The sequence below is a fragment of the Halorubrum sp. PV6 genome, assembly GCF_003990725.2.
GTDB lineage: Archaea > Halobacteriota > Halobacteria > Halobacteriales > Haloferacaceae > Halorubrum.
Map to the genome: position 1 here is coordinate 2,138,269 of NZ_CP030064.1, position 22,935 is coordinate 2,161,203.

The 22,935-nt window shown below is 69.1% G+C and carries 25 protein-coding genes; 11 read left to right on the forward strand and 14 right to left on the reverse strand.

Annotated elements, in window-relative coordinates; all coding sequences use genetic code 11:
• Positions 1-142: 142 nt before the first annotated feature.
• Both DOS48_RS24635 and DOS48_RS24640 read left to right on the forward strand, forming a co-directional pair.
• Positions 143-382, forward strand: a complete 240-nt coding sequence (locus DOS48_RS24635; protein WP_127118243.1) for a hypothetical protein — start codon at positions 143-145, stop codon at positions 380-382.
• Positions 383-439: 57 nt separating this feature from the next.
• A complete protein-coding gene (locus DOS48_RS24640; protein WP_127118244.1) occupies positions 440-1,438 on the forward strand; it encodes an ornithine cyclodeaminase family protein in 999 nt (332 codons plus the stop codon).
• Positions 1,439-1,613: 175 nt separating this feature from the next.
• Here the strand turns inward: DOS48_RS24640 and DOS48_RS24645 are convergent, their stop codons facing one another.
• Both DOS48_RS24645 and DOS48_RS24650 read right to left on the reverse strand, forming a co-directional pair.
• On the reverse strand, positions 1,614-2,681 hold the full coding sequence (locus DOS48_RS24645) for an mRNA surveillance protein pelota (protein WP_127118245.1): 1,068 nt from the start codon (positions 2,679-2,681) through the stop codon (positions 1,614-1,616).
• 25 nt (positions 2,682-2,706) lie between these two features.
• Entirely contained in the window at positions 2,707-3,759 is a 1,053-nt protein-coding gene (locus tag DOS48_RS24650; RefSeq protein ID WP_127118246.1) for a DUF4013 domain-containing protein, read from the reverse strand.
• Positions 3,760-4,044: 285 nt separating this feature from the next.
• On the opposite strand from DOS48_RS24650, the gene DOS48_RS24655 reads away from it, so the two are divergent.
• The 3 genes from DOS48_RS24655 to DOS48_RS24665 all read left to right on the forward strand — a co-directional run bounded on the left by DOS48_RS24655 (position 4,045) and on the right by DOS48_RS24665 (position 5,747).
• Entirely contained in the window at positions 4,045-4,440 is a 396-nt protein-coding gene (locus DOS48_RS24655; protein WP_127118247.1) for a hypothetical protein, read from the forward strand.
• Positions 4,437-5,372, forward strand: coding sequence for an alpha/beta hydrolase (locus DOS48_RS24660; protein WP_127118248.1), 936 nt, complete (start codon positions 4,437-4,439; stop codon positions 5,370-5,372). Before DOS48_RS24655 ends, DOS48_RS24660 begins: the two co-directional genes overlap by 4 nt.
• Before the next feature lie 63 nt (positions 5,373-5,435).
• Positions 5,436-5,747 (forward strand): MTH1187 family thiamine-binding protein, encoded by a 312-nt coding sequence (locus DOS48_RS24665; protein WP_127118249.1) that lies wholly within the window; start codon positions 5,436-5,438, stop codon positions 5,745-5,747.
• Between the two features lie 40 nt (positions 5,748-5,787).
• Here DOS48_RS24665 and DOS48_RS24670 read toward each other — a convergent pair whose 3' ends face one another.
• The 4 genes from DOS48_RS24670 to DOS48_RS24685 form a co-directional block, all read right to left on the reverse strand.
• The gene (locus DOS48_RS24670; RefSeq protein ID WP_127118250.1) at positions 5,788-6,489 is read right to left on the reverse strand and encodes a hypothetical protein; all 702 of its coding nucleotides are present in this window, start codon (positions 6,487-6,489) and stop codon (positions 5,788-5,790) included.
• A gap of 75 nt (positions 6,490-6,564) precedes the next feature.
• Complete coding sequence (locus DOS48_RS24675) at positions 6,565-8,073, reverse strand: RtcB family protein (RefSeq protein WP_127118251.1); 1,509 nt, start codon at positions 8,071-8,073, stop codon at positions 6,565-6,567.
• Between the two features lie 92 nt (positions 8,074-8,165).
• A complete protein-coding gene (locus tag DOS48_RS24680; protein ID WP_127118252.1) occupies positions 8,166-8,612 on the reverse strand; it encodes an archease in 447 nt (148 codons plus the stop codon).
• Positions 8,609-9,430, reverse strand: a complete 822-nt coding sequence (locus DOS48_RS24685; protein ID WP_127118253.1) for a DUF502 domain-containing protein — start codon at positions 9,428-9,430, stop codon at positions 8,609-8,611. Before DOS48_RS24685 ends, DOS48_RS24680 begins: the two co-directional genes overlap by 4 nt.
• A gap of 233 nt (positions 9,431-9,663) precedes the next feature.
• Here DOS48_RS24685 and DOS48_RS24690 point away from each other — a divergent pair, with 233 nt between their 5' ends.
• Positions 9,664-10,137 (forward strand): N-acetyltransferase, encoded by a 474-nt coding sequence (locus DOS48_RS24690; protein ID WP_127118254.1) that lies wholly within the window; start codon positions 9,664-9,666, stop codon positions 10,135-10,137.
• A 77-nt stretch (positions 10,138-10,214) separates the two neighbouring features.
• Positions 10,215-11,438: a hydroxymethylglutaryl-CoA reductase (NADPH) gene (hmgA, locus tag DOS48_RS24695; protein WP_127118255.1), complete on the forward strand. Its 1,224-nt coding sequence runs from the start codon at positions 10,215-10,217 to the stop codon at positions 11,436-11,438.
• A gap of 30 nt (positions 11,439-11,468) precedes the next feature.
• On the opposite strand, the gene DOS48_RS24700 is transcribed toward hmgA, so the two are convergent.
• From DOS48_RS24700 to DOS48_RS24710, 3 genes are all read right to left on the reverse strand, one after another.
• Positions 11,469-11,786: a DUF2250 domain-containing protein gene (locus DOS48_RS24700; protein ID WP_127118256.1), complete on the reverse strand. Its 318-nt coding sequence runs from the start codon at positions 11,784-11,786 to the stop codon at positions 11,469-11,471.
• Positions 11,787-11,872: 86 nt separating this feature from the next.
• The gene (cofH, locus tag DOS48_RS24705) at positions 11,873-13,297 is read right to left on the reverse strand and encodes a 7,8-didemethyl-8-hydroxy-5-deazariboflavin synthase subunit CofH (RefSeq protein WP_127118257.1); all 1,425 of its coding nucleotides are present in this window, start codon (positions 13,295-13,297) and stop codon (positions 11,873-11,875) included.
• A 198-nt stretch (positions 13,298-13,495) separates the two neighbouring features.
• Entirely contained in the window at positions 13,496-14,716 is a 1,221-nt protein-coding gene (locus tag DOS48_RS24710) for a proteasome-activating nucleotidase (protein WP_127118258.1), read from the reverse strand.
• 318 nt (positions 14,717-15,034) lie between these two features.
• Here DOS48_RS24710 and DOS48_RS24715 point away from each other — a divergent pair, with 318 nt between their 5' ends.
• On the forward strand, positions 15,035-15,595 hold the full coding sequence (locus DOS48_RS24715; RefSeq protein WP_127118259.1) for a response regulator: 561 nt from the start codon (positions 15,035-15,037) through the stop codon (positions 15,593-15,595).
• Between the two features lie 35 nt (positions 15,596-15,630).
• On the opposite strand, the gene DOS48_RS24720 is transcribed toward DOS48_RS24715, so the two are convergent.
• The 4 genes from DOS48_RS24720 to DOS48_RS24735 all read right to left on the reverse strand — a co-directional run bounded on the left by DOS48_RS24720 (position 15,631) and on the right by DOS48_RS24735 (position 19,721).
• Positions 15,631-15,909 (reverse strand): amphi-Trp domain-containing protein, encoded by a 279-nt coding sequence (locus DOS48_RS24720; RefSeq protein WP_127118260.1) that lies wholly within the window; start codon positions 15,907-15,909, stop codon positions 15,631-15,633.
• Between the two features lie 96 nt (positions 15,910-16,005).
• On the reverse strand, positions 16,006-17,085 hold the full coding sequence (locus DOS48_RS24725; protein WP_127118261.1) for an aminopeptidase: 1,080 nt from the start codon (positions 17,083-17,085) through the stop codon (positions 16,006-16,008).
• Positions 17,086-17,185: 100 nt separating this feature from the next.
• Entirely contained in the window at positions 17,186-18,493 is a 1,308-nt protein-coding gene (locus tag DOS48_RS24730) for an acetamidase/formamidase family protein (RefSeq protein ID WP_127118262.1), read from the reverse strand.
• A 106-nt stretch (positions 18,494-18,599) separates the two neighbouring features.
• The gene (locus tag DOS48_RS24735) at positions 18,600-19,721 is read right to left on the reverse strand and encodes a sensor histidine kinase KdpD (protein ID WP_158283846.1); all 1,122 of its coding nucleotides are present in this window, start codon (positions 19,719-19,721) and stop codon (positions 18,600-18,602) included.
• 181 nt (positions 19,722-19,902) lie between these two features.
• Between DOS48_RS24735 and DOS48_RS24740 the strand changes: the two genes are divergently transcribed.
• From DOS48_RS24740 to DOS48_RS24750, 3 genes are all read left to right on the forward strand, one after another.
• Complete coding sequence (locus DOS48_RS24740) at positions 19,903-20,853, forward strand: DUF6293 family protein (protein WP_127118264.1); 951 nt, start codon at positions 19,903-19,905, stop codon at positions 20,851-20,853.
• A gap of 85 nt (positions 20,854-20,938) precedes the next feature.
• Positions 20,939-21,484 carry a pyruvoyl-dependent arginine decarboxylase gene (locus tag DOS48_RS24745; protein WP_127118265.1) on the forward strand — a complete coding sequence of 182 codons (546 nt, stop codon included), beginning with the start codon at positions 20,939-20,941 and terminating at the stop codon, positions 21,482-21,484.
• Between the two features lie 79 nt (positions 21,485-21,563).
• Positions 21,564-21,941, forward strand: a complete 378-nt coding sequence (locus tag DOS48_RS24750) for a DUF5811 family protein (RefSeq protein ID WP_127118266.1) — start codon at positions 21,564-21,566, stop codon at positions 21,939-21,941.
• Between the two features lie 61 nt (positions 21,942-22,002).
• Here the strand turns inward: DOS48_RS24750 and DOS48_RS24755 are convergent, their stop codons facing one another.
• Positions 22,003-22,851, reverse strand: a complete 849-nt coding sequence (locus DOS48_RS24755; RefSeq protein WP_127118267.1) for a succinylglutamate desuccinylase/aspartoacylase family protein — start codon at positions 22,849-22,851, stop codon at positions 22,003-22,005.
• Between the last annotated feature and the right edge of the window lie 84 nt (positions 22,852-22,935).

Here is a 22,935-nt window from a genome sequence, read left to right on the forward strand (position 1 = left end):
TTCCGCTCACGACCTCGACGGAGACGGTCGACGGCGTGTTCGGTCTATAAGTTATGCACTGCTTTGGCGTACTCTCGAAGGAACTACCGACGAACCACGAGAAAGATTTATTAGCGATTTCCGGTTAGTATTCAACGATAGCATGACTGGATACTACGATCTCGTCCTCGGGCTCATCCCGGCTGCACTGATCGGCGTGACCGCGTTCCTCGCCTTAGTCGGGCTGTCGTTGACGGCCGCGCTGCCCGCGGGCGCGGCGGTCGCGGCCGCCGTGATGGTCCACGCGATGTTCGTGCGGGCCCCAGTCAGCGACGACGTGCGGGGAGACGCCGCGCGCTCCGACCGCCGCCAGAGCGGCTCCAGCGGGCGCTCGTCCGTCTGACCCCGACGGATCGCCGCGGCCTGTACCGTTTAGTTCCCGCGCCCCGAGTGGCCGGGTATGACGGACACCCTGTTCCTTTCGAGCGCCGACGTCGACGACCTCGCTGAGCCGGCCGACTACGTCACCGTCGTCCGCGACGCGTACCGCCAGATCGGCGAGGGCGCGCCCGCGGAGCCGCGGACGAAACTGCTCAACCGCGAGCCGCCGGGTATGCTTACGACGTACGCCGCCGTCCTCCCGGAGACGGGCGCGATGGGCGGGTACACCTACTCGGCGGGGTTCGGCGCCGAGGACGCCTGGTTTATGACGCCGCTGTTCGACGCCGAGTCGGGCGAGCCGCTCGCGCTGCTCGACGGCGCCTCGATGAACCCGTTCAAGACGGGTGCCGCGGGAGCGGTCGCGGTCGACGCGCTCGCTCGCGAGGACGCAAGTGAGATTGCTATAATCGGGAGCGGCGCGCAGGCCCGCGGCCAGCTCGCGACGACCGCCACAGTCCGCGCGTTCGAGGCCGTGCGGGTGTTCTCGCCGACCGCCGAGAACCGCGAGGCGTTCGCCGGCGAGTTCGCCGACCGGCTCGACGCCGACGTGTCGGCGGTCGCGAGCGCAGGCGAGGCGCTCGCCGGAGCCGACGTGGTCATCACGGCGACCACCGCGAGCGACCCCGTCATCGACAACGCGGCTGTCGAGCCCGGCACCCACGTCACCGCGATGGGACAGTACAGCCCAGGGAAAAACGAACTCCCGCCCGAACTCGTCGCCCGCGCGACGTACGTCCCCGACCTCTGCGCGCGAGCGACCCAGGACGCCGGCTCGTTCCTCGCGGCGCTGGAGTCGGGGCTGATCGACGAGGACCACGTCGCCGCGGAGTTGGGCGAGGTCATCGCCGGCACACATCCCGGCCGGACGAGCGACGACGAGGTGACGGTCTTCGACTCCGGCGGAACCGGCGTCGAGACCGTCGCCGCCGCGCACATGCTCTACGAGCGGGCGAGCGAGGCGGGTCGCGGGCAGACGATCGACTTCGCGCCCGCGAGCGAGGCGCTTACGGGTAGATAACCGAGTACGCTACGTCGACGGGCGAGGTCTCCAGCGCCCTCGTCGTACGCTTATAAACCGTTGCTGGTAACCGCTCGGCGAACACCTCCAAGGCCCAGCCGGCGAGGACTCGCGCGGCGCTCCTCGCGCCACCGCACAGTTCACTTATAAATGGACGTCGGGCCGTCTCCGACCCTCACTGCAGCCGATATCGCAAGATCGCGGCGATACCGCCGAGGTTCGAGAGCTGCTGGCCGGGGTCGAACTCCGAGGAGAAGACGACCACGTCCCCGCCCTGCTGTTCGACCGACTCGATCACCTCGTTCGCGTCGATGGCCCAGTCGCCCTCGCCCTGCCGCTCGGTTCGGAGTCGGTCGTCGACCACGAGCAGCGTCTCGACCGCGCCGAACTCGGCGGCCTCGGCGACGTCGTCCGGGCCGTACGTCGCCTTCGCGCCCTGCGCTATCTCGGCGGTGAGGTCGTCGATGAGCGTCGCCTCCTTGGAGATGCGGGTCTCCTTCTGTACGTCGTCGACCGCGCCGCGTTTGAGCACCTCGTGGACCCCCCGATCGCCGGCGGCCGAGGTGTCGACGGTGGTGATGCTCTCGGAGAGGTCGCGGTACTCCGCTTGGATGTAATCGAGCGCGTCCTGCTTCGTGAACCCCGGCCCGGCTAAGATTACGGCGTCGGCGTTGAGGTGCGCCAGCGCCTCGGCCAGCTCGGCGAACAGCTCCTCGCGCGGCCGGGAGTAGTCGCCCTTCCCGGTCGGCTTCGTGAACGAGGCGTACTCCTCGGTGCCGTACTGCTGGACGGTGTGCACGTAGGCGGCCCCCTCCTCGACGGTCGCGATGGCCACGTCGGGGTTCTCCGCGGCCTCGGTCGCCTCCTCTAACCGCTCGGTCTGGTCCGGCTTGAACTGTTTTTCGACCGTAATCTCGTCGTGTTCCTCGACGTTTATCGTGTGGTGGGCGTTGAGTTGGTCCTCGCGCGAACAGGCGACGATCACGCCCGAGACGCGGAGCCGGTTGGCGAACCGAGCGAACTCCACCTCGCCGACCTCCAGCGTGACGAACAGGTGTTCGCGCTGGCCGCCGGTGTCCCGCATCTGGTCGTCGTTCCGCTGGATCCGGCGCGTGGTGTCGCCCTCGACGAGGTCCCCCGGTTCGAGGACGTGTGCGAGGTGCCAGAGGTCGTCGACGTTCTCGGGGACGAGGCTGAGCCGTTCGCGGCCCTCCTCGCCGTACCCCCGGTCGGTGATGCGCATGGCCGAACGTCACACCGCCGGCGTATCAACGCTTGTCTTCTGGGTCGGCGGCGTCGCTCGCCCACTCGAACGCGTCGGGGGTGGCGTCGCCGTCGCGGCCGGTCTCGCGCTCGGCCGTCAGCCAGTCGAACCCGCCGTCGGCGCCGACGATCGGCACCGACCGCCCCGTCTGTACCGCCGGCGGGACCTCCGAGGGCAACGACTGCGACGGGCCGGTCGACTGCGACGGACCGACCGACTGCGACGGACCGGACGACCCCGAGGACTCGTCTCCCGCGGGGGTCGTCGTCTCCTCGTCGACGGCGGCGGCCGCGCCACCGGCGTCGAGCGTCGCCGCCGCGCCGCGACCGTACAGGCCGTACCCGGCGACGCGGACCGCGAAGACGAACACGAACCCGACGAGGAGCGGGACGAACGGGCCGGACAGCGCGTAGCCGGCGCCGAGCGTCGCGACCGCGACCACCCACGCCGCGGCGTACGTGCCGGAGCCGGCGACGCGCGCGACGCGGCCCGGCCTGAGCCCGTCTCTGAGGCGCCCCGAGGCGGCGAACGCCGCGAGCGCCGCCGGCCTGACGTACGCGAACGCGAGCAGGTACGCCGCCGTGGTCGCCGCGACGACGGCACCGGCGACGCCGACGACCGCCGCGCCGCCGCCGGCGCCGAGGAGTTCGCGAACGGTGTCGGCGACGGGCGTGGGATCGACGACCCCGGCCGCGAGCGCGCCCCCAGCGAGGGCGACGACCGCGAGTCCGAGCCCCAGCGGCGCGAGGAGGACGACGCTCAGGAGGGTCGATTTGAGGCCGTTCACGTACAGTTCGTTCCACCCAACGAAGGAGGGGGCGCCGTCGACGTTCCCGGTCGCGACGCCGGCGGCGAGGACGCGGACGAAGTAGCCGCGGGCGACGAACGCGGGCGCGAGCGCGAGCGGGGCGAACAGCGCGAGCGGGGGGAAAACCAGCGCGCCGCCGACCCAGACCGGGATGACGAGCCACGAGAGCAGCGTCAAGAGACCGCCGACGACGAGGACGCCTGCCGGGTCGGGCGACCGCCGCAGCGCCGCCGTCGTCTCCCGGAGCATACTCGATCCAGTCGGGCGGCGCTCATAAATGGTGTCCGGAACCGGAGAGTTGCTTGCGACGACTGAATGAACTAAAAAAGTATTTTCCCGAGACCTTATATATTCTGGCGATATAGTAAATTTCGGCCGCACGGGAACATCGTGTGCCTCTGACAAATCGATCCCGACCGTCGCTGCCGGCGGTCGGCCCCCCGTCCGCGGCTTTCGTACGACCGCCTCACACCCCGAGCGACGACGCCGTCCGGACGCCGGTACCGATTTATCGCGCCCGAACGTGGGTCGCGTATGACCGGCGACGAGCGGACGAACGAGGTGGAGCCGACGCTCCGCAGTTACGGGATCAGCGTCGAGGCCGTCGAGCCAGGCGATCCCTTACAGCTCACGTACATGACGGCGTTTCCCGGACGCGAGGTACACCGCGCCGAAATCGGGCGCGCGCTCAACGCGCTCATCGACCGCGCCGAGGCCGACGCGTGGGACCCCGTTCGCGTCGAGGCGACCGTGGTCCGCTCTCCGGGCGACGTCCTCGGGACGTGGCACGCCGACGGATCGTGGTTCGAGGAACTGATAGGCTATGAGATCAGCGAGACCGAGTTCTCCTCGCGCGTGCTCGCGACGCTGAGCCACGACGACGACGCGCCCGACGCCGCCGCGCCCGCCGACTCGGAGGACGAAGCGTGACCCGCAGGGATCCGGTGAACCGCGCGCAGCGACGGCTCGACCGCCCCCCGCGCGAGCGGTTCGCCACCCGTGCGCTCGCGTTCGAGAGCGACGGTGACACCTGTCGCGGCACGCTGTACCTCCCCGGCGGCGACGGCGAGGACCCCCCGGTCGTCGTGATGGCGCCGGGACTGGGCGCGGAGCGGAGTTTCGGCTACCCGGCCGTCGCAGAGCGGTTCGCCGACGCCGGCTACGCCGCGTTCCTCTTCGACTACCGCGGGTTCGGGGCGTCCGACGGCGACGCACAACTCGTCGACCCCGCGGGCCAGCGCGCCGACTACGCGGCCGCGATCGACCGCGTTCGCCGGGTCGACGAAATCGGCCGCGATCTGGCGTTATGGGGCGCGTCGCTGTCGGCCGCGCACGTCCTCACGCTCGCGGCGGAGCGGCGCGACGTCGACGCCGTGATCGGTGCTGTCCCCATGCTCGACGGGCGGGCGATCGCTCGGCGCCGCGGCGGGCGGTACCTCGCGCGCTCGGCGGCCGCCGGCGTTCGCGACCTGCTCGGCCACCGGGTCGGTCGCGGGCGGACGGTCCCGATCGTCGGCGGAAGCGAGGAGCTGGCGGCGATCACGGAGCCGGGGACGAAGCGGAAGTACCTCGACCTGGTCGACCGGGAGTCGGCGTGGCGCAACGAGACGCCCGCGCGGACGCTGCTCAACGTGGCGAACTACCGACCGGTAACGCGGCTCGGACAGATCCGCGCGCCGACGCTGCTTCTGGCCGGAACCGACGACGCCATCGTCGACAGCGAGGCGGTCGTCGACGCGGGCGAAACGCTGTCTCGCGGCACCGTCGTCACCATGCCGGCCGACCACTTCTCGCCGTTCGGCGCCGACTTCACGCCGGCGATCGGCCACCAGTTGTCCTTCCTCGCGGACGCGCTCGACTGAGCCGGCGGGCGCGCGGCCGCCCCGCGCTCCATTCTTAAGTGCTCGCGCCCCGGAGACGCGGCTATGACCGCGATTGCGCTGTTGAGCGTCGCACCGGTGATCGAGGGGAGCATGGCCGACGAGGTCGCGGCGGCCGTCGCCGCGCTCGACGCGTTCGACGTGAGCTACGAGACGAACCCGATGGGGACCGTGATCGAAGCCGACGACGCGGAGACGCTGTTCGCGGCGGCCGCGGCCGCCCACGAGGCCGTCGACGGCGACCGCGTTTCCACGGTCTTAAAAATAGACGACAAGCGGACCGCGGAGACGACCGCTGCGGAGAAAGTCGAGGCCGTCGAGGAGCGCCTCGGCCGGCCGGCGAAGCGGGAGCGGTGAGCGTCGGTCGCCGTCGCACCGCCCCGATAGGGGACGCCGATCAGACCGCGTCGACGGCGACCGACCCGCCGGCGGTCGCGTCCCCGGCGGGGTTCTCCACGGTCAGGTCGACCGTGGTCGTTCGGACGACGGTCACCTCCTCGCCGCTGCCCGCGACGTCGGCGCGGAACACCACGTCGAGCGTCGTCGTCGCCGTCTCGCCGCCGGAGAGGTCCGTCGCCGAGAGCGTCTCGGTCGTCACCGCGTCGCCGCGGGCCGTCGCGTCGACGCGCTCGAAGGCGGCGGTGAGGCCGCCGTCGACCGCGCCGAACTCGGGCGGAGCGTCCGAGGGCGTGTCGGCGCCGTCGCCGTCGAGGCCGCGCACCGAGGCCACGTCGCCGGGCGTCGCTGCCGGGTCGCTCGCCGAGAGCGTCTCGCGGTACACCTCGTCGACACCGGCCTCGCTCCCCACGGCGAGCGTGAGGGTCACGCGCTCGACGCCGGCCGAGAAGTCGGTCCACGACACGTCGACCGTCGGCGAGAGGTAGACCGATTCGATCAGCCCGTCGTTGCTGGTGACCGTCGGGGCGTCGCCCGCCTCGAAGGCCGCCGGATCGCCGTCGACGGCGGCCGCCGGTCGGCTCGCGGTTGCGAGCGCGCCGACCCCGGCGAGCGCGGCGCCCGCCGTGGCGGCGACGCCGCCGAGGACCGACCGCCGCGTCGTCGTTCGCTGTTCGTCGTCGGTGGCTGCGTGGCTCGTCATCCCGACGCGGAGTGGCCGCGGTATGCGTGATAAGGAGTCGTCGGGGACGCGGGGAAAGGAGCGGGGCCGTCCGACCTATCCTTTGATGTTACACACCGGGAACGTCCGCGCGACCTTGTCGCCGATCCCGAGGTCGTCGCTGACGCGGATCACCTCGTCGATGTCCTTGTAGACGCCGGGCGCCTCCTCGGCGATGGTGGCGCCGGACTGTGCTTTCACGTATATCTGCTGGCCGGCTTCGAGGTCGTCTTGCACGTCGCCGCCCCAGAACTCCTGTTTCGCCTGCGTCCGGCTCATGAGCCGGCCGGCGCCGTGAGCGGTCGAGCCGAAGGACACCGACATCGACTCGTCGCCACCGCGAAGCACGTACGAGCCCGCCCCCATGCTGCCGGGGATGATGACGGGTTGGCCCACGTCGCGGTACACGGCCGGCACCGCCTCGTTCCCGGCGGGGAACGCGCGGGTGGCGCCCTTGCGGTGGACGTACACCTCTCGGTCGGCCCGGTCGACCGCCTCGTCGCCGACCGCGGGCCGGCCCGCCTCGTCGACGCCGACCTCGTGGACCTCTTTTTTCGCGATGTTGTGGGCCACGTCGTACAGCAGCTCCATCCCGAGGTCGGCTATCGGGTCGGCGTCGAACACCTCGCCGAACGTCTCGCGGGCCTGATGGGTGATGAGCTGGCGGTTCACCCACGCGAAGTTGATGCAGGCGCCCATCGCGCCGTAGTACTCCTCGGCCAGCTCGGAGCCGGCCGGCGCGGCCGCGAGCTCCTTGTCGGGGAGTTCGTCGAGCAAGTCGCCGTGTTCCTTCTCGATCCGCCGGAGGTAGTCGTTGCAGGTCTGGTGGCCGAGCCCGCGGCTCCCGCAGTGGATCAGGACGACGATGCCGTCCTCCGCGAGCCCGTACGCCTCGGCCACGTCCTCGCGGAACACGTCCGTGACCCGTTGCACCTCTAAGAAGTGGTTCCCGGAGCCGAGCGACCCCATCTGGTTGCGGCCGCGGTCCATCGCCTTCTGTGAGACGTACTCCGGTCGCGCGTCGGGCCGTCGCCCCTCGTCCTCACAGCGCGCGAGGTCGCTTTCGATCCCGTACCCCTCCTCGACCGCCCACTCGACGCCGCGTTCGAGGGCGCCCTCGATGGCGTCGGCGTCGCCGTCGATGACGCCGCCCCCGCCGAGGCCGGAGGGGACAGCCTCGAACAGCGCGTCGACGAGCTCCGCCTCGCGGCCGCGCACGTCGTCGTAGGTGAGGTTCGTCCGGACCATCCGAACCCCGCAGTTGATGTCGTAGCCGACCGCTCCGGGCGAAATACAGCCGTTTCGGGCGTCGATGGCGCCGACGCCGCCGACGGGGAAGCCGTACCCCTGGTGGCCGTCCGGCATACAGAGCGCGGGCTCGACCATCCCCGGAAGGTGGGTCGCATTTTTGAGCTGTTGCAGCGAGTCGTCGTCGCCGATCGCTTCGAGCAGCGACTCGCTGGCGAGCACTCGCGCGGGGACGTTCATGTCGCCCTCGCGGGGGATCTCCCAGACGTGGTCGCGGACCTTCTCTAACCGGATCCCGTCGAACTCGCGCGTGGTCATGTCCGGGGTTCAGCGCGGGGAGGCAAAGGGCGTTGCGTCAGCGGGCGGGCGTCAAACGGCGGTCCGTCAACGGGTGAGAGGCCATCCAGCGCTCACACGTCGAAGACGACGTACGCGTACCAGTCGCCGTCCCGGCGTTCCAGCGTCATCTCCGAGTAGGTGACCGCCTTGATCTCGCGGGCCGCGACGTCGCCGAGGGGGACTCCACGCGCCGTCGCGTCGACGGTCCAGGTCGCTCCGTCGGCCGGTGCAGGGTCGGTCGGCGTCGAATCGTCGGGACCGCTAATCGCACACCGGTGGCCAGCGGGGAGAACGAGTCGCACGTCGCGCTCGTAGATCAGCTGATCGAGGTAATCGAAGAGGAGCGCCTCGCGGCTCTCGGCGCTCACCGTCGTCTCGAACCGTTCGCCGGTCTTGGGGACCGCGTCGAAACTCGCCGCGGTGAGCCCGTCGGCGACCGCCTCGAACAGCGCGTCGAGGGTCGGCGCGGTCGCCTCGACGGCGACGTCTGCCGTGTGATCGCGGAGGGCGAAACTCATCGATCGTCTCCTCGGTCGTCCGGCGTGAGGCGCTCGTCGCCCGACCCGTCGTAGTCGTCGTCGGGGCGTTTCGCGGCGTCGGACATCGAGGAGTGGTACGAGCCGATTCGCCCCTCGCGTCCGGCGTCGCGGATCTGGTCCGGCGAGACGCCCTCGGCCTCGCCGGCCGCGCGTTCGAGCGCGACCCCGCTCGTCACCAGCGCCCGGATCCCCTCCTCGACGGTCAGGTCGACCTCGACGATCCGGCGTTCGGGGACGAAGAGGACGTGACCGCCCATCACCGGGTTCGGCGCCATCGGCATGAACAGCGTCCGCATCGACCCGCCTTCGGCCGGGGCGGCGACCGCGTCCGGCGTCTCGCTCGTGACGAACGCGAGCGTGTACACCTCCTCGGTGGGGAACTCGACGAGGACGACCTCTTGGAAGTTCCCGCTGTCCGACTCCAACATGGCGTCGCTCATCTGCCGGAACCCCTGGTAGACGGAGCCGACGCCCGGAATCTGCTCGATGGCGTAGTCGGCGTAGTCGACCGCGCGCTGGCCGTGTCGCGTCGACTCGACGACGACGCCGATGACGAGTATCGACGCGACGAAGACGACCGGCGTCGCGACCTCGATGGCGACCCGGCGACCGACGGGGAGCGTCTCGGCCGGAAACGCCGACGCGACCACCGACGAGAACGCGTTCAGGTAGTTGTAGATCGCGTTGAACACCACGCCGAGCACCGCCAGCGTGATCACGGAGGGGACGATGACGGCGACGCCGGTCAGAAACGAGCGGCGGAGCCGGTCCCGGCCCACCGGCGACGGGTCGATCATTACCGGATGCAAGACCGAGCGCGACAAAACGCTTCCGTCGCTTCCGCGAGACGCCGACCGACCCCCGAGCGACGCCGGCGAGGCTCGACGCATCGACCTCCGTGCTCCCGTCTCGCGTCGCACAGCGCACCCCGTCTCGCACCGCCAGCCCATCCCATCTCGCACCGCCAGCCGGTCGCAACCGTCCCCGGTGGCGGTGGAGTTATATTCCGCTGGCGTGTTACGTTGCTGCAGTGAGCGTCAACGTGGAGAAACGGACGGATCCGCCCGGCCAGGCCGACCACGCCACGGACGCGTGGAACCTCAAAGAGCGGATCCACGCCGACGAGGGGGTCCTCCGGCAGCGCCGAGGGTTCTTCGTCGACGCCTACCGTCGCTCCACGACACACCTGCTCGTCGAAAGCGACGAAATCGTCGCGTTCGCCTCCGTGCGCCGGGACGGGTACATTCTCTTCTTGGCCGTCCACCCCGACCACCGAGGGCGCGGCCACGCCGAGCGGCTCATCGCCGACGTGGCCGAGGACCACCGCTCCGTCACCTGCCACGCCCGCACGACCAACACCCGCGCGCTCGGCTTCTACGAGCATCTGGGCTTCGAGGTCGTCCGCCGGATCAACGACTACTACGAGGACGGCGGCGACGCCTACTACCTCAAACTCGGCGGCGACTCGCTCCGCAAGCGCCTCTCCGACTTCGTGGGCCGGTAGGCGCGCGGCGGCGTGGCGACTCGCTCGGAACCGTCGGAATCGATAGCCATTAGCACGCGCCGCGAGGACAGTCGGCCATGACGGAACCCACTCCCGCGTCGCTGGCGGACCGCGTCCGCGAGGGCGACGTCCGCTTCCACGCGCTCGAAGAGCACGCCGACACCGACACCGCCGCGGCGGCCAGACGCCTGCTCGTCGCCGAGACGGCCGACGCCGACGTGGACGCCGTCGGCGAGTACGCGTTCGACGCGGCCGACGTCCACGGCTCGAACATCGAGAACATGATCGGGGCCGTGCAGGTCCCGATGGGCGTCGCCGGCCCGGTCGCGGTGAACGGCGGCGCGCTCTCGGGCGAGCGCTACCTCCCGATGGCGACCACGGAGGGCGCGTTGGTCGCCTCCATCAACCGCGGCTGCTCGGTCGTCAACGACGCCGGCGGAGCGACCGCACGCGTCACGAAAAGCGGGATGACCCGCGCGCCCGTCTTCCGCGTCGCCGACGTGGCCGAGGCGGAGGCGCTCGTCTCGTGGGTGCGCGACAACGAGGAGACGCTGCGGGACGCGGCCGAATCGACGACGAGCCACGGCGAACTGCTCGACGTGACGCCGTACGTCGTCGGCAACAACGTCTACCTCCGATTCCGGTACGACACGAAGGACGCGATGGGGATGAACATGGTCACCATCGCGACACGCGAGGCGTGCGACGCGATCGAAGCCGAGACGGACGCCTCGCTCGTCGCGCTGTCTGGGAACCTCTGTTCCGACAAGAAGCCGGCCGCGGTCAACGCGGTCGAGGGGCGCGGGCGCTCCGTGACCGCCGACGTGACGATCCCCCGCGAGGTCGTCGAAGACCGGCTGCACACCACCCCCGAGTCGATAGCCGAGATCAACACCCGCAAGAACCTCGTCGGCTCCGCGAAGGCGGGCGGGCTCGGCTTCAACGCCCACGTCGCCAACGCGGTCGCCGCGATGTTCCTCGCCACCGGCCAGGACGAGGCGCAGGTCGTCGAGGGAGCGAACGCGATCACGACCGCGGAGACGACGCCCGAAGGCGGGTTGTACCTCTCCGTGTCGATAGCGAGCCTCGAAGTCGGCACCGTCGGCGGCGGGACGAAACTTCCGACGCAGGCCGCCGGCCTAGAGATCCTCGGGGTCCGCGGCGGCGGCGACCCGGCCGGGAGCAACGGCGACGCGCTCGCGGAAGCGATCGCGGTCGGCGCGCTCGCCGGCGAACTCTCGCTGCTCGCGGCGCTCGGCTCCAGACACCTCTCGTCGGCGCACGCCGACCTCGGGCGATAAAAAGGTGGACGCGAGCGACGACTCCCTCCCTCAGTCCGACCAGGCGGCACAGTCCGCACGCAGCGCCTCGCGGCCGGCGTCCGTGACCCGGAACACCGCCTCGTCGGTGGCTCGTTCGACGAGTCCCGCGTCGGCGAGCGCGTCCAGCCGCGACTCCACGTGGTCGACGTACAGGCCCGTGTTGCTCGCGACGAACGCGGGGTAATCGGTCCCCACGTCGTCGAGGTACGCGATCACTCGTTCGTCGGTGCGGGTGAGCGCGACCGAGGAAGGGTCCGACTCACCGCCGTCGTCGCGCGACTCGTCCGCCGTTGAGCCGAACGTCGGCGCGTCTGACGCGGGGGGCATATCCGTGATAACGGGTGCCAATATAAAGAAAACGTTGCCGGTTCTCGCGAGTTGAGAGTCCAAACGGAGCCGACGCGCAGGGCCGATCAGTCGTCGGCGTCCGCTGACCCGGCGCTCGGTGGCTCGCTTTTCGGGGGCTGCGAGACCATCGGCGTTCCGTCGGCTCGCGGCCCGAGTCGCGGGCCGTGCGGCCCGTTTTCAGGGTCGATCCGGCGACGGGTTCGGTAGTCAGTCGAGCGCTCGACCGGAGTCCGACCGATGGCCGTGATCATGTCGACGTAGTCCTCGAACGACCGGAACTCGCCGTACTCGCCGCCGGCGCGTTTGGTTATCTCCTCGGAGAGGATGGTCCCCATGAAGTCGTCCGCGCCGCAGTTGAGGAGTTTCAGCCCGTGGGCGTCGCCGGATTTGACCCACGAGGCCTGCACGTGATCGATGTTGTCCAAGAAGAGGCGCGCAACGGCGACCACCAACTCGTCTTCGTCGCGGGAGGGGCCGGACTCGACGACGCCGTGGCGGTAGAGCGGCGTGTTCTGGTGGATAAAGGAGAGGGGAACGAACTCCGTGATTCCGCCCGTCCGGTCTTGCAGATCGCGGATTACTTTTAAATGCTCCGCGCGGTGAGCCACCGTCTCGACGTGGCCGTACATCATCGTCGACGTGGTGTCGAGGCCGGCCGCCATCGCGCCCTCCATCGCCGCGACCCAGTCGTCGGTGCGGATCTTGCCGGGACAGATCACGTCGCGAACCTCGTCGACGAGGATTTCGGCGGCGGTGCCGGGCGCGGAGTCGAGGCCGGCGGCCGCGAGTTCGCGGTAGACGCGCTCGTAGTCCCAGTCGGTGCCGCGGGCGGCGTGGTACGCCTCCTCGGGCGTCATCGAGTGGAGGTGGACCCCGCCGACCGACATCGCCTCGATTTGCTCGACGTAGGTCCCCGGATCCGTCGCGTATCGCTCGGGCGGCTTGTAGTTCACCGCGCTCTCGGGGTCGTCGTACGACCGGAGTATCTCGTGGTGCTCCTCGTTTAAGGCGAGCGCGGGGTGGAGCCCCGACACCGAACACACCTCGTAGACCCCCATATCGAGGGCGTCCTCAACGACGGCGCGGGACTCGGCGGGCGTCTTCGTGAACCCCGCGTGGTCGGCGTCGCTGTCGGCCTCGAAGGCGTGCGCCGAGTCCTTGAAGTTACAGAACAGACAGCCGGTGTTGCAGGCGGTGGTGACGTTGTTGTTGAGGTTGGCGACGAACGTGACCTCGTCGCCGACCTCCTCGCGGCGCCGGCGGTCGGCCAGTTCGAGGACGCGCTCTTTCCGAACCGGGTCGATGCCCGCGGTGTCCGTCCCGGTGGCGAGCAGTTCGGTCGCGTCGTCGACGGTGAGTCGGTCGCCGGCGCGGGCCGCAGCGAGCGCGTTCTCGAACGACTGGTCGGTCGACGGCTCGGCGAAGCCGAACTCGCCGTCGAGGGCGGCGGCGTCGCGGTCGGTCGCCTCGGGGTCCCGCGCCGGATTCATCACCTTTCACTCCCCGTCCGACGGGTAAAAGCGGGACGGTCACGGCACTCGCTGGCCCGTCGCGTCCGGAGCGCGGTCGCTCCCGCCCGCCAACGCGCCGCCGTCCGTGAGTTGCGGTGGATCATCCGAGAGAAGCGTCGTTATCGGTCATCCGGGAGAAGCGTCGGTACGTCCGCTTCGGGCCGCCGACCGGCCCGGTCAGTACTGGTAGTTGATGACCTGTTCGTCCTGTTCCGCGTCTTGGAGCTTCTCGCGGGCCTGCTCGAAGTCCGACTGCGTGACCTCGGTCCGGCCGTCGCGGATCGCGAACATCCCGGCTTCGGTCGCCAGCGACGCGATGTCGGCGCCGCTGTACCCCTCGAGTTCGCTGGCGACTTCGCTGACGTCCGTCCCCTCGGCGACGTTCATGTCGCGGGTGTGGATTTCGAGGATGCGCGCGCGGCCCTCGGCGTTCGGCTCGGGCACCTCGATGAGTCGGTCGAAGCGGCCGGGGCGGAGGATCGCCTCGTCGAGCATGTCGAAGCGGTTGGTGGCGGCCATGATCCGGACCTCGCCGCGGTCGTCGAAGCCGTCCATCTCGGAGAGCAGCTGCATCATCGTGCGCTGGACCTCGGCGTCGCCGGAGGTCTTCGAGTCCGTCCGCTTCGCGGCGACAGCGTCGATCTCGTCGATGAAGATGACCGCGGGCTCGCGGTCGGCGGCCAGTTCGAACAGGTCGCGGACGAGGCGGGCGCCCTCACCGATGAACTTCCGGACGAGTTCGGAGCCGGCCATCTTGATGAACGTCGCGTTCGACTCGTTGGCGACCGCCTTCGCCAGCATCGTCTTCCCGGTGCCCGGCGGCCCGTGGAGGAGGACGCCGCTCGGCGGGTCGACGCCCACCTTCTCGAACTGCTCGGGGTCGTCGAGGGGGTCCTCGACGGCCTCGCGGACCTCGCGGATCTGATCGCTGATGCCGCCGATGTCGTCGTAGACCACGTCGGGCGACTCGGTGACCTCCATCGCCTGCGCCCGCGAATCGGTCTCGTCGTCGAGGACCTGCTGGACCGCGAACGAGTCGTTGATGGCGACGCGGTCGCCCGGCCGGAGGTCGGAGTCGAGCCTCGTGGCCGCCTCCGTCAGGACCTCCTGGTTGTTGCCGTGCTGTTTGATAACGACGCCGTCGTCCGTTATCTCCTCGACGGAGGCGATGTACAGCGAGGAGGTCTTCAGCACCTCGTTTTCGCGTTTGAGCTCGTCGACGTCCGTCTTCAGGTCGCCGCGCCGGTCTTGGGCGTCGTCTAAGCGCTCCTCGAGTTCGTCGTTCACCTGCCGGATCCGCCGGAAGTGCTGGCGGATCGCTTCGAGCCGTTCCGCCTCGCTCATCTCCGGATCGAGCTCCAGACGGGGGCGGTCGGGCAGTGAGGGGCTGTGAGACATTGGTTGAACACGGCTAGGAAGCGCGCGTAAATGTGCCTTTGGGTCACGGCGGTCTCCCGGCCGGGGCGCGCCGCGCGTCGCGCCCGGCACGCGTCGTCGGTCGGATCCGGATCGGAGAACGGCCGCCGGAGACGGGGCCAGCCGCCGACCGTTCCTCGCCGAACGCCGGCGGCTCGCGTGTGGGTTCGTTTAAAATATCATTGCTGATATTCGTGGGTCAACGCTTTAGTCGGCGACGCGAGTAGTTCGTTCCATGAACATTCGAACAGGCGACGACCACCCCAAGGCCTCAACGCCGGGACTGCGGGTGTCGCTCCCATGAGCGGCGCCGCGACGCAGCCCACGGTTCTCGCGGTGGACGACGAGCCCGACCTGGCCGAGCTGTATCGGGTGTACCTCGCCGACGAGTACGACGTGCGGATCGCCACCGGCGGCGAGGAGGCGATAGAGATGACCGACGACACGGTCGACGTCGTTCTCCTCGACCGTCGCATGCCGGACCTGTCGGGCCACGAGGTGCTCGCGGAGATCCGCGAACAGGGGTACGACGCGCGGATCGCGATGTTGACCGCGGTCGAGCCGGACGTCGACATCGTCGAGATGCCGTTCGACGACTACAAGACGAAGCCCGTCACGAAAGAGGACCTGCTCACGCTCGTGGAGGTGTTGCTCCACCGGGCCGAGTTCGACGAGAACAGCCAGGAGTTCTTCGCGCTGGCCTCGAAGAAGGCGGCGCTCGAAGCGACCGACATGACGGACACCGAGGAGTACGAGGAGCTGCTGGCGCAGATCGAGACGGTCCGCGACCGCGTCGACACCACGCTCGACAGCCTCTCCGCGCGCGACGCCTTCGTCGAGGTTCCGGGCAACGCGATATAGCGGCTCTCGGGAGCGAGCCGCCGAGATCCGCCGCGCTACTCGATTGTTAACTCGCCGTCGTCGCCGCCGTCTCCCTCGTCCCACTCTAACTCGAACTCGACGCTGAGTTCGCCCGGCCCGTCGGCCGGTCCCTCGCGCTCGGCTTTCACTTCGAACGTCGGCTGTGCGGGCGGGGCCATCGTCACCGACTCGCCGCCCTTCGAAAGCGTGAGGTCGTCGCCGGCGGCGAGCGAATCGGCGACCGTGCGGAGGTACGCGGCGATCTCTTCGCGGCTCCGGCGGCTCTCGGATTTAAATAGGACTTCTTCTGGCATACGTTCGTGTACGCGCCGTGACGGTATAAATCGGTCCACCGGCCACCGCTCGCGGCGCGCGGTCGCGCTTCCGACGGGACCGAGCGCGGACGATATTTAAAAGCCGTCCTCGAAGATGAACGTCCCGTCGCGCTGGACGACCTCGCCGTCGACCTCGATGACGGAGTCTTCGCTCATGTCGACGATCATGTCGACGTGTTCGGCGGACTCGTTGACGGCGTTCTCCTCGCCGACCGTCTCCGGGTACGCGGAGCCGACCGCCATGTGAACGGTGTCGCCCATCTTCTCGTCGAACAGCATGTTGTAGGTGAACCGGTCGATCTGGCGGTTCATTCCGATACCCAACTCGCCCAGGCGGCGCGACCCCTCGTCGGTGTCGAGGATGCCGGTCAGCAGGTCCTCGTTGCGCTCGGCGGAGTGCGAGACGACCTCGCCGTCCTCGAACCGGAGGCGGACCCCCTCGATCTCGCGGCCGTAGCGGTACAGCGGCAGGTCGAAGTGAACCTCGCCGTCGACGCCGTCGCGGACCGGCGCGGTGAACACTTCGCCGCCGGGGAGGTTCGCCTCGCCGTAGTCGTTGAGCGTGGAGTTGCCGGAGATGTCGAGCGTGAGGTCCGTCCCCTCGCCGGACGCGATCCGGACCTCGTCGGCCGCGTCGAGGATCTCGACCATCTCGGACTGGAACTCGCGCTGGTCGTCCCAGTCGAGCGAGACCGCGTCCCACACGAAGTTCTCGTACGCCTCGGTGCTCATCCCGGCCAGCTGCGCGTGGCTCGCGGTCGGGTACTGCGTGAGACACCACGTCTTCGAGAGGCGCGTCCGCTTGACGTCCTCCATCGCGCGGTTGTAGGCCGCGTTGGTCTCCGGGTCGACGTCGGCGTCCTCGGTGGCGTTCGAGCCGCCGCGGGCGATGATGAAGGCGTCGGCCGCCTCGTAGAGGGCGCGCCGGTGTTCCGGCTCCGAGAAGTCGTCGGAGGAGCGCTTGAAGGCGCGCTGAGCGCGCTTCGAGTAGTTGAGGTAGACGGGGTTGGCGCCGCGGTCCCCGCAGAGCTCGTGGAGGGCGACCGCGAGGTCCTCCGCTTCCTTCGGCATCTGGATGACCACGTCGTCGCCCGACTCGATGTCGGTGGAGTGGTCGACGATTATCTCGGCGTGTTCGCGTACGCGTGCGTCCATACCTGTGGTCTTTCGCGGCCGGGGAATTACCAGTTTTCCTTGCGGCGGGCCGGGCGGGGGACGCCGGGCGGAGTCGCGACCGCGACGACAGACGACCGCGTTAGAGGCCGTACTGCTCGCGCGTCACGTCGTCGAGCCCGGAGTCCGCGAGCACGTCCGCGGGCACGAGCATGTCGAGCTGGACCACGCCGGGGAGCCGCCCGATCTGGACACCGCCGGTGAACGTACACCGGGCGCGGACCTCGCCCTCGCTCATGTCGAGGAGGGTCCCGGCGCGGTCGAAGGCGTTCTGCGTGGCGTCGTTGACGGTCGCGCCGGAGCCGATCACTTGGATCGGCGCGGCGTCGGTGTCGATGTCGACGCCGTGTTCCGCGCCGAGGTCGTCGCCCGCCGCGACCTCCTCGTCGCTGTAGGGCGCGCTGATGAACGGGAGGTCCTCCTCGTTCGGCAGCAGGACGGGCCCGTCGAGGTCGACGTCCTCGATCACCTCGACGTCCATCGTGACGGTCCCGCTCACGTCGGTGGTGTGTAAGGAGAGTTCGCCGTCGCCCTGGTTCGCGTGGAGGTCGCCGACGTAGATCCCGCCGCCGTCGACGACGACCGGGCAGATCAGCGTCGCGCCCGCCCGGACCTCGGGCACGTCCATGTGGCCGTCGGTGCGCAGTTCGAGGTCTTCCTCGGTCTCGACGCCGTAGTCGTGGTCGGCGCCGATCAGGTTCTGCCCGAAGTCGCCGGCGTTGTGCGAGTCTGGCATCGTCACCGGCGGGGTCGTGCCGATGTTGCCGATGAACGGGCGGAGGCGGCCGAGCGTGCCGGGCATCTCGTCCGGCTCGTACAGCAAGATTGGGTGCTGACGGGCGTTCTCGGGGATGTCCATCACGCGCTCCGCGTCGGTCGCGAGCGCGTGGGCCCCCTCCTCGTCGAGGGTGATCCCGACCCCGTTCTCGTGGTCGAACGCGACGGTGTACCCGTACTCGAAGCCGAACGAGGAGGCGTTGGCGCCGCACTCCGCACACCGGATCGCGTCCTCGCCGGTGCCCTCGACGACGGAGTCGGGCCACGTCGTCCCGCACTCCGGGCAGCGGTGGTCGACGAAGGGGTCGTCCCCGAACGCCGCGTCGCGCTCCGCCATCGAGCCGGTGCTGGTGGCCATGCTCGTCACCTCCACGTCGCGGATGTGGATCGCCACCGCGTCGCCGACCTCGGCGCCCTCGACGCGGATCGGTCGGGTCACCTCGTGGCCGCCCCGGAACGAGGGGGTGACCATCGGCCCCCAACAGCCCGGCGGCGTGTACGTCGTCACCGTGCCGCCGTCGGCGACGGTGCCGGCCCACTCCTGATCGGGGCCGACGAGCCCGAGCGTGTACTGATCGACGTACAGTTCCTCTTGGACGCCTTGCTGTGACATGACGTGCGTTGTTATGGCGTGCCACAGTATAATCGTGCCGTCCCCGGCGACGAGGGGGCGTCGGACGCGACCTCGATCGGCGGGGTCACAGACTCCGCAACGGGGCTCAGACCGCCGTGCCGGAGTCGACTGCCGGAAACTCCATTACGACCCTCGTTCCGCCCCGCTCGCGGTTTTCGACCGTGAGCGATCCGCCGGCCGACTCGATGGCCCAGTAGATAACCTGCAGTCCCAGCCCCTGTCCGTGGACCAACTGGGACTCCGTTCGCCGCCGTAACGACTCGATTTCGAGCGGCGGGATCCCCGAACCGTCGTCTTCGACGATCACCCTGACGCGCCCGTTCACCGCTGCGGTTCGCACGGTGACAGTCGTTCCGTCGTCGTTGTGAGCCAGCGCGTTGTCGATCGCCTCCTCGACCGCCCAGTGTGCGAAGGGGTGACACCGAACCGTCGAGTCGCCGACTCCTCCGATGTCTATCGCATCACCGCGCCCGCGGAAGGGATGCACCGCTTTCGCCACGAGCGCGGTCGCGGCCGTGTCGACCGTGCTGTCCTCGTTCTGCCAGATGAGTCGGAGTCGTTTGACGTGTTCTGAGATCGAGTTTAACCGCGTCGCGTGCTCACGCAGAACACGCATATGCTCGTCAGAGACACCTGAACGGTCCGCCGAGTCGATCAGGTCGAGGTATCCGAGAATGATGTTTGTCTCCGTTCGGATGTTGTGCCGAGTGACCCGATAGAGGATACGCATACGGTTCGAAACGCTGCGAAGTTTTGTTTGCCGTTGCTGTCCGAGGGTCTTTGCCTGGCCGAAACTCACGTAAATGTATCCGACCGGCATCCCGGCGATAACCCCGGCTAAACCGCCCATCGCAACTGTATAATTCAGGTCCATCGCCACCGCAGATCCAATGGAATTTCCGAAGGCGACGAGAGCGGCGACGAGGCTTCCATATAAACAGAACATCGCGCCAATACGCGCAATGCTGTCAAAATTATTATTTTTTTTCATATACACATACTGGATAGCCACAACGGAGAAGACACCGAGGATGAGAATACAACTGATCTTGATCGGTTCGTACCCCGGTTGATCAACCGCTCGAAGCAGATTCTCCATCCCTAAGCCAGCGAGCAGGACGGTCGCCCCGTGGAAAGCGGCGAGGTAGACACGTCTGTTTTTAACGTCGTCAAACGTGGTTCTCACGGCTTTTTTTATTGGGTTCAACTTATGATTAGTAGCAATTGAAATGATATAAATATTATTTAACATTTCAAAAATTACCGCGCGGGCTCATTAACCTCCCCGGCGGCGAGCCCGACCGCGAACGTCGGGGCGAAGCGTCGCCCGGCGTGCGACGGGCCGCGAGACTTCGGCTTTTTACGAGCGCCGCGCGCACAGTCACTGTATGCAGACGCACATCGTCCCGGTCGGGTTCGATTACGACCGGATGATCGCGCCCCTCATCCGAGACCAGTTCGACGTCGACCGGGTGATCCTCCTGCAGGGGACGGTCGGCAGCGAGGCGAACGTCGAGTACTCGCGCAACATCGCGCGCAAGCTCGAGCAGGACTTCCGGAACCTCCTCGGCGCGGAGACGGTCCGCGAACAGCTGACCGACGTGTACGATTACGACGCCGCCTTCGAGCGCGCCTTCGACCTCATAAACGCCGAGTTGGACCGCGACGAGGGCGTCGACGACTCCGAGGAGCCGGAGGCGCCGGCCGACGAGCGCGAGGTGTGGGTGAACCTCTGTTCGATGCCGCGCCCGGTCTCGTTCGCGTTCGCGACCGCCGCCCACTCGATCATGGTCGAGCGACAGGACGACCGCGACCGGATTCACACCTACTACACCGCTCCGGAGAAGTACTTGGAGACCGAACTCGCCGAGGAGCTGCGCGCGACCCGAGACCTCCTGCAGGACCTCGACGACGACGGAGACGCCGACGCCGAGCGAATCGCCGACCGCCTCGCGAGCACCACCGACCTGCTGGCGGAGTTCGACGAGCGCGGGACCACCATCGGCGCGAAACGCATCGGCGACAGCCACGTGATCGAGCTCCCGGTCGCCTCCTTCCAGAACGTGAAGCCGTTCGAGGAGCTGGTCCTCTTCACCCTCGGCGAACACGGCGAGTTCGAGTCGGTCTCCGAGCTGGCGGAGACGCTCGCCGACGACCTCAACGAGGAGTACACCGACTCGTTCCGCTCGAAGGTGATCTACAACGTCGACCGCCTCGGCCCCGGCGGAAAGGGGTACATCGAGCGCGAGGAGCGCGGGAAGTCCTACCGGACCACCCTCTCGCGCATCGGCGAACTGTGGGTCCGAGCGCACGCGGGCGACGACCGCGACCTGGCGTGACCCGCCGCGTTCCGTTGATACACAGACCGCGCGAGCGGCGGCCGGTCCGTAACCCCTTAGCGCTCGCGCCGCCGACTCCACGCCGATGAACACCATCCACGTCGCCGGCGGCGTCGGCGTCGCCGACACGGCGATGGCCTCCTACGACGCGGCGCTCGCCGACGCCGACCTCCACAACTACAACCTCGTTGCGGTCTCCTCCGTCGTCCCCGCCGAGGCGACCGTCGAAGCGGTCGACGCGGTCCCGGACCTCGGCCCCGCCGGGAATCGCCTCACCGTCGTCGAGGCTCGCCGGACGGTCGGGCCGGGCGACGCCGTCGACTTCCGCGAGGGCGGACGCGCCGGCGCGGAGGACGCCGACACGAAGCGCGCGCCGCGCCGCCACCCCGACGTGGCCGCCGGACTGGGCTGGGCCACCGGTCCGGGCCCCGGCCTCTTCTACGAGGTGACCGGCGAGGACCCCGACGACGTTCGCGAGCGAATTCACGCGGGGCTCGACGCGGGCGGCGACCTGCGCGACTGGGACCTCCCGGACCGCGAGGTCCGCGTCGAGACGGCGGCCGCGGCCCCCGACCGCTTCACCACGGCGGTCGTCATCGCCGCGTACGGCGAGTCTGAACCCGTTCTGTAGGCGATCCGGCCGACCGCCTGCGTCGGTCGCCACCGCCGACGCCTTTTTTAATAGGCTCCACGTATCTGTCGTGTCTTCGATGAACGGCAACAACCCGTACGCCGGGGCACCGGGTGTGGCGAACGCGGGCGAGCCCGCGGGCGTCGACCTCTCTCCGGACCAAGAACGGCGTCTCCGGCGCGCGGTCGCCGGAATCGTATCGCGAACCGAATCGTATCTCCCGGACAGTTACGCCGTCGGCTCCGAGCTGTCGGTCGGCTCGAACGGGCCGCAGGCCACCGTCGCCGTCAACCCTCCCGCGGGCCATCCGGTCTCGGCGGGGTTCACGCCCGACCCCGACGAACTGGAAGCCGGCATCGCCGACGCCGACACCGACGAGGTCGCTCGCGGGCTCGCCGCGAGCGCCGCGATGCAGGTGATGGACGCGGTCGGCGACGTGACGCCGACCGCGAAGTGACCGCGGGAGAAGCGGTGCCGTCCGGTTCGTCGCTCCGCCGTCTGCCGCCGGTCCCGACCGCTTAGTCGCTCTCTTCTGTCGCGAGATCCGCGCCGTCGCCCGCAGCCGGCGGTTCGAGCGTTCCCGAGATGCGCCCGTAGATCCCGAAGATGTCCTCGTACCCCTCCTCGCTCGCCAAGACCGGGACCACGCCCTCCTCGTCGACGGTGTGCGTGTACTCGTCGTCCTCGGCGAACACCGCACCGACGGGTATCTGCTCGAAGTTGGCGAAGTGGACGCGGGGGTCGCCGCTCCCCTTCGGCACCTCCCGGTCGCCCGCGACGACCGTCGTCGCGGAGAACGTCGGCGGCGCGTCGTCTATCGCGCCGTGCGCCCGGAGGAACGCGAGCGTCGCCTCGTAGCCGAACTCGACGGCCTCCTCGCTGCCCTGTTTCCCGACTTCGATCGAGACGGTGTGGGGGATAGTCGAGTCGAGCGTCGTGCCCCGGAGCCCGCTCGCGTCGAGGACGTAGTCGATCGGCATCGCCGTCACGCTTCGGCGAACTGACGGGGTGACCTCGCTGTAGATCGCGAACGGCGGCGGCGCGCTGTGGGAGGTGTGGAGCGCGAGCACCGCGTCCATCCCCTCCAGTTCGGCCGCGAGCCGCGGCGCGAGCGCGCGCTCGTACTCGTCGCTGTCGGCGTCACCGGGAAACGCGCGGTTCAGATCGGTGTCCGTGTACCGCGTGCCCGCCGCCAGCGCCGGCTCGTTGGCGATGATCAGTCGAACGCTGCCGCTGCCCGTCCCGTCCGCGTCGAGTTCGTCGGCAAGTCGCCTGACGATCCGCTCGCCGGCGGGCTCGTCACCGTGAATACCGCCGACGATCGCGACGCGAGCCGAGCCCGCCGACCCGCGGTCGATCGTTTCCATACCCACACTACGCGGGGGTCTGCATAAAGTGTCGCCGGTCCGAACGGGCGCGGCGGACGGGTCTGTCCGGGCGGCAGCGGCGAG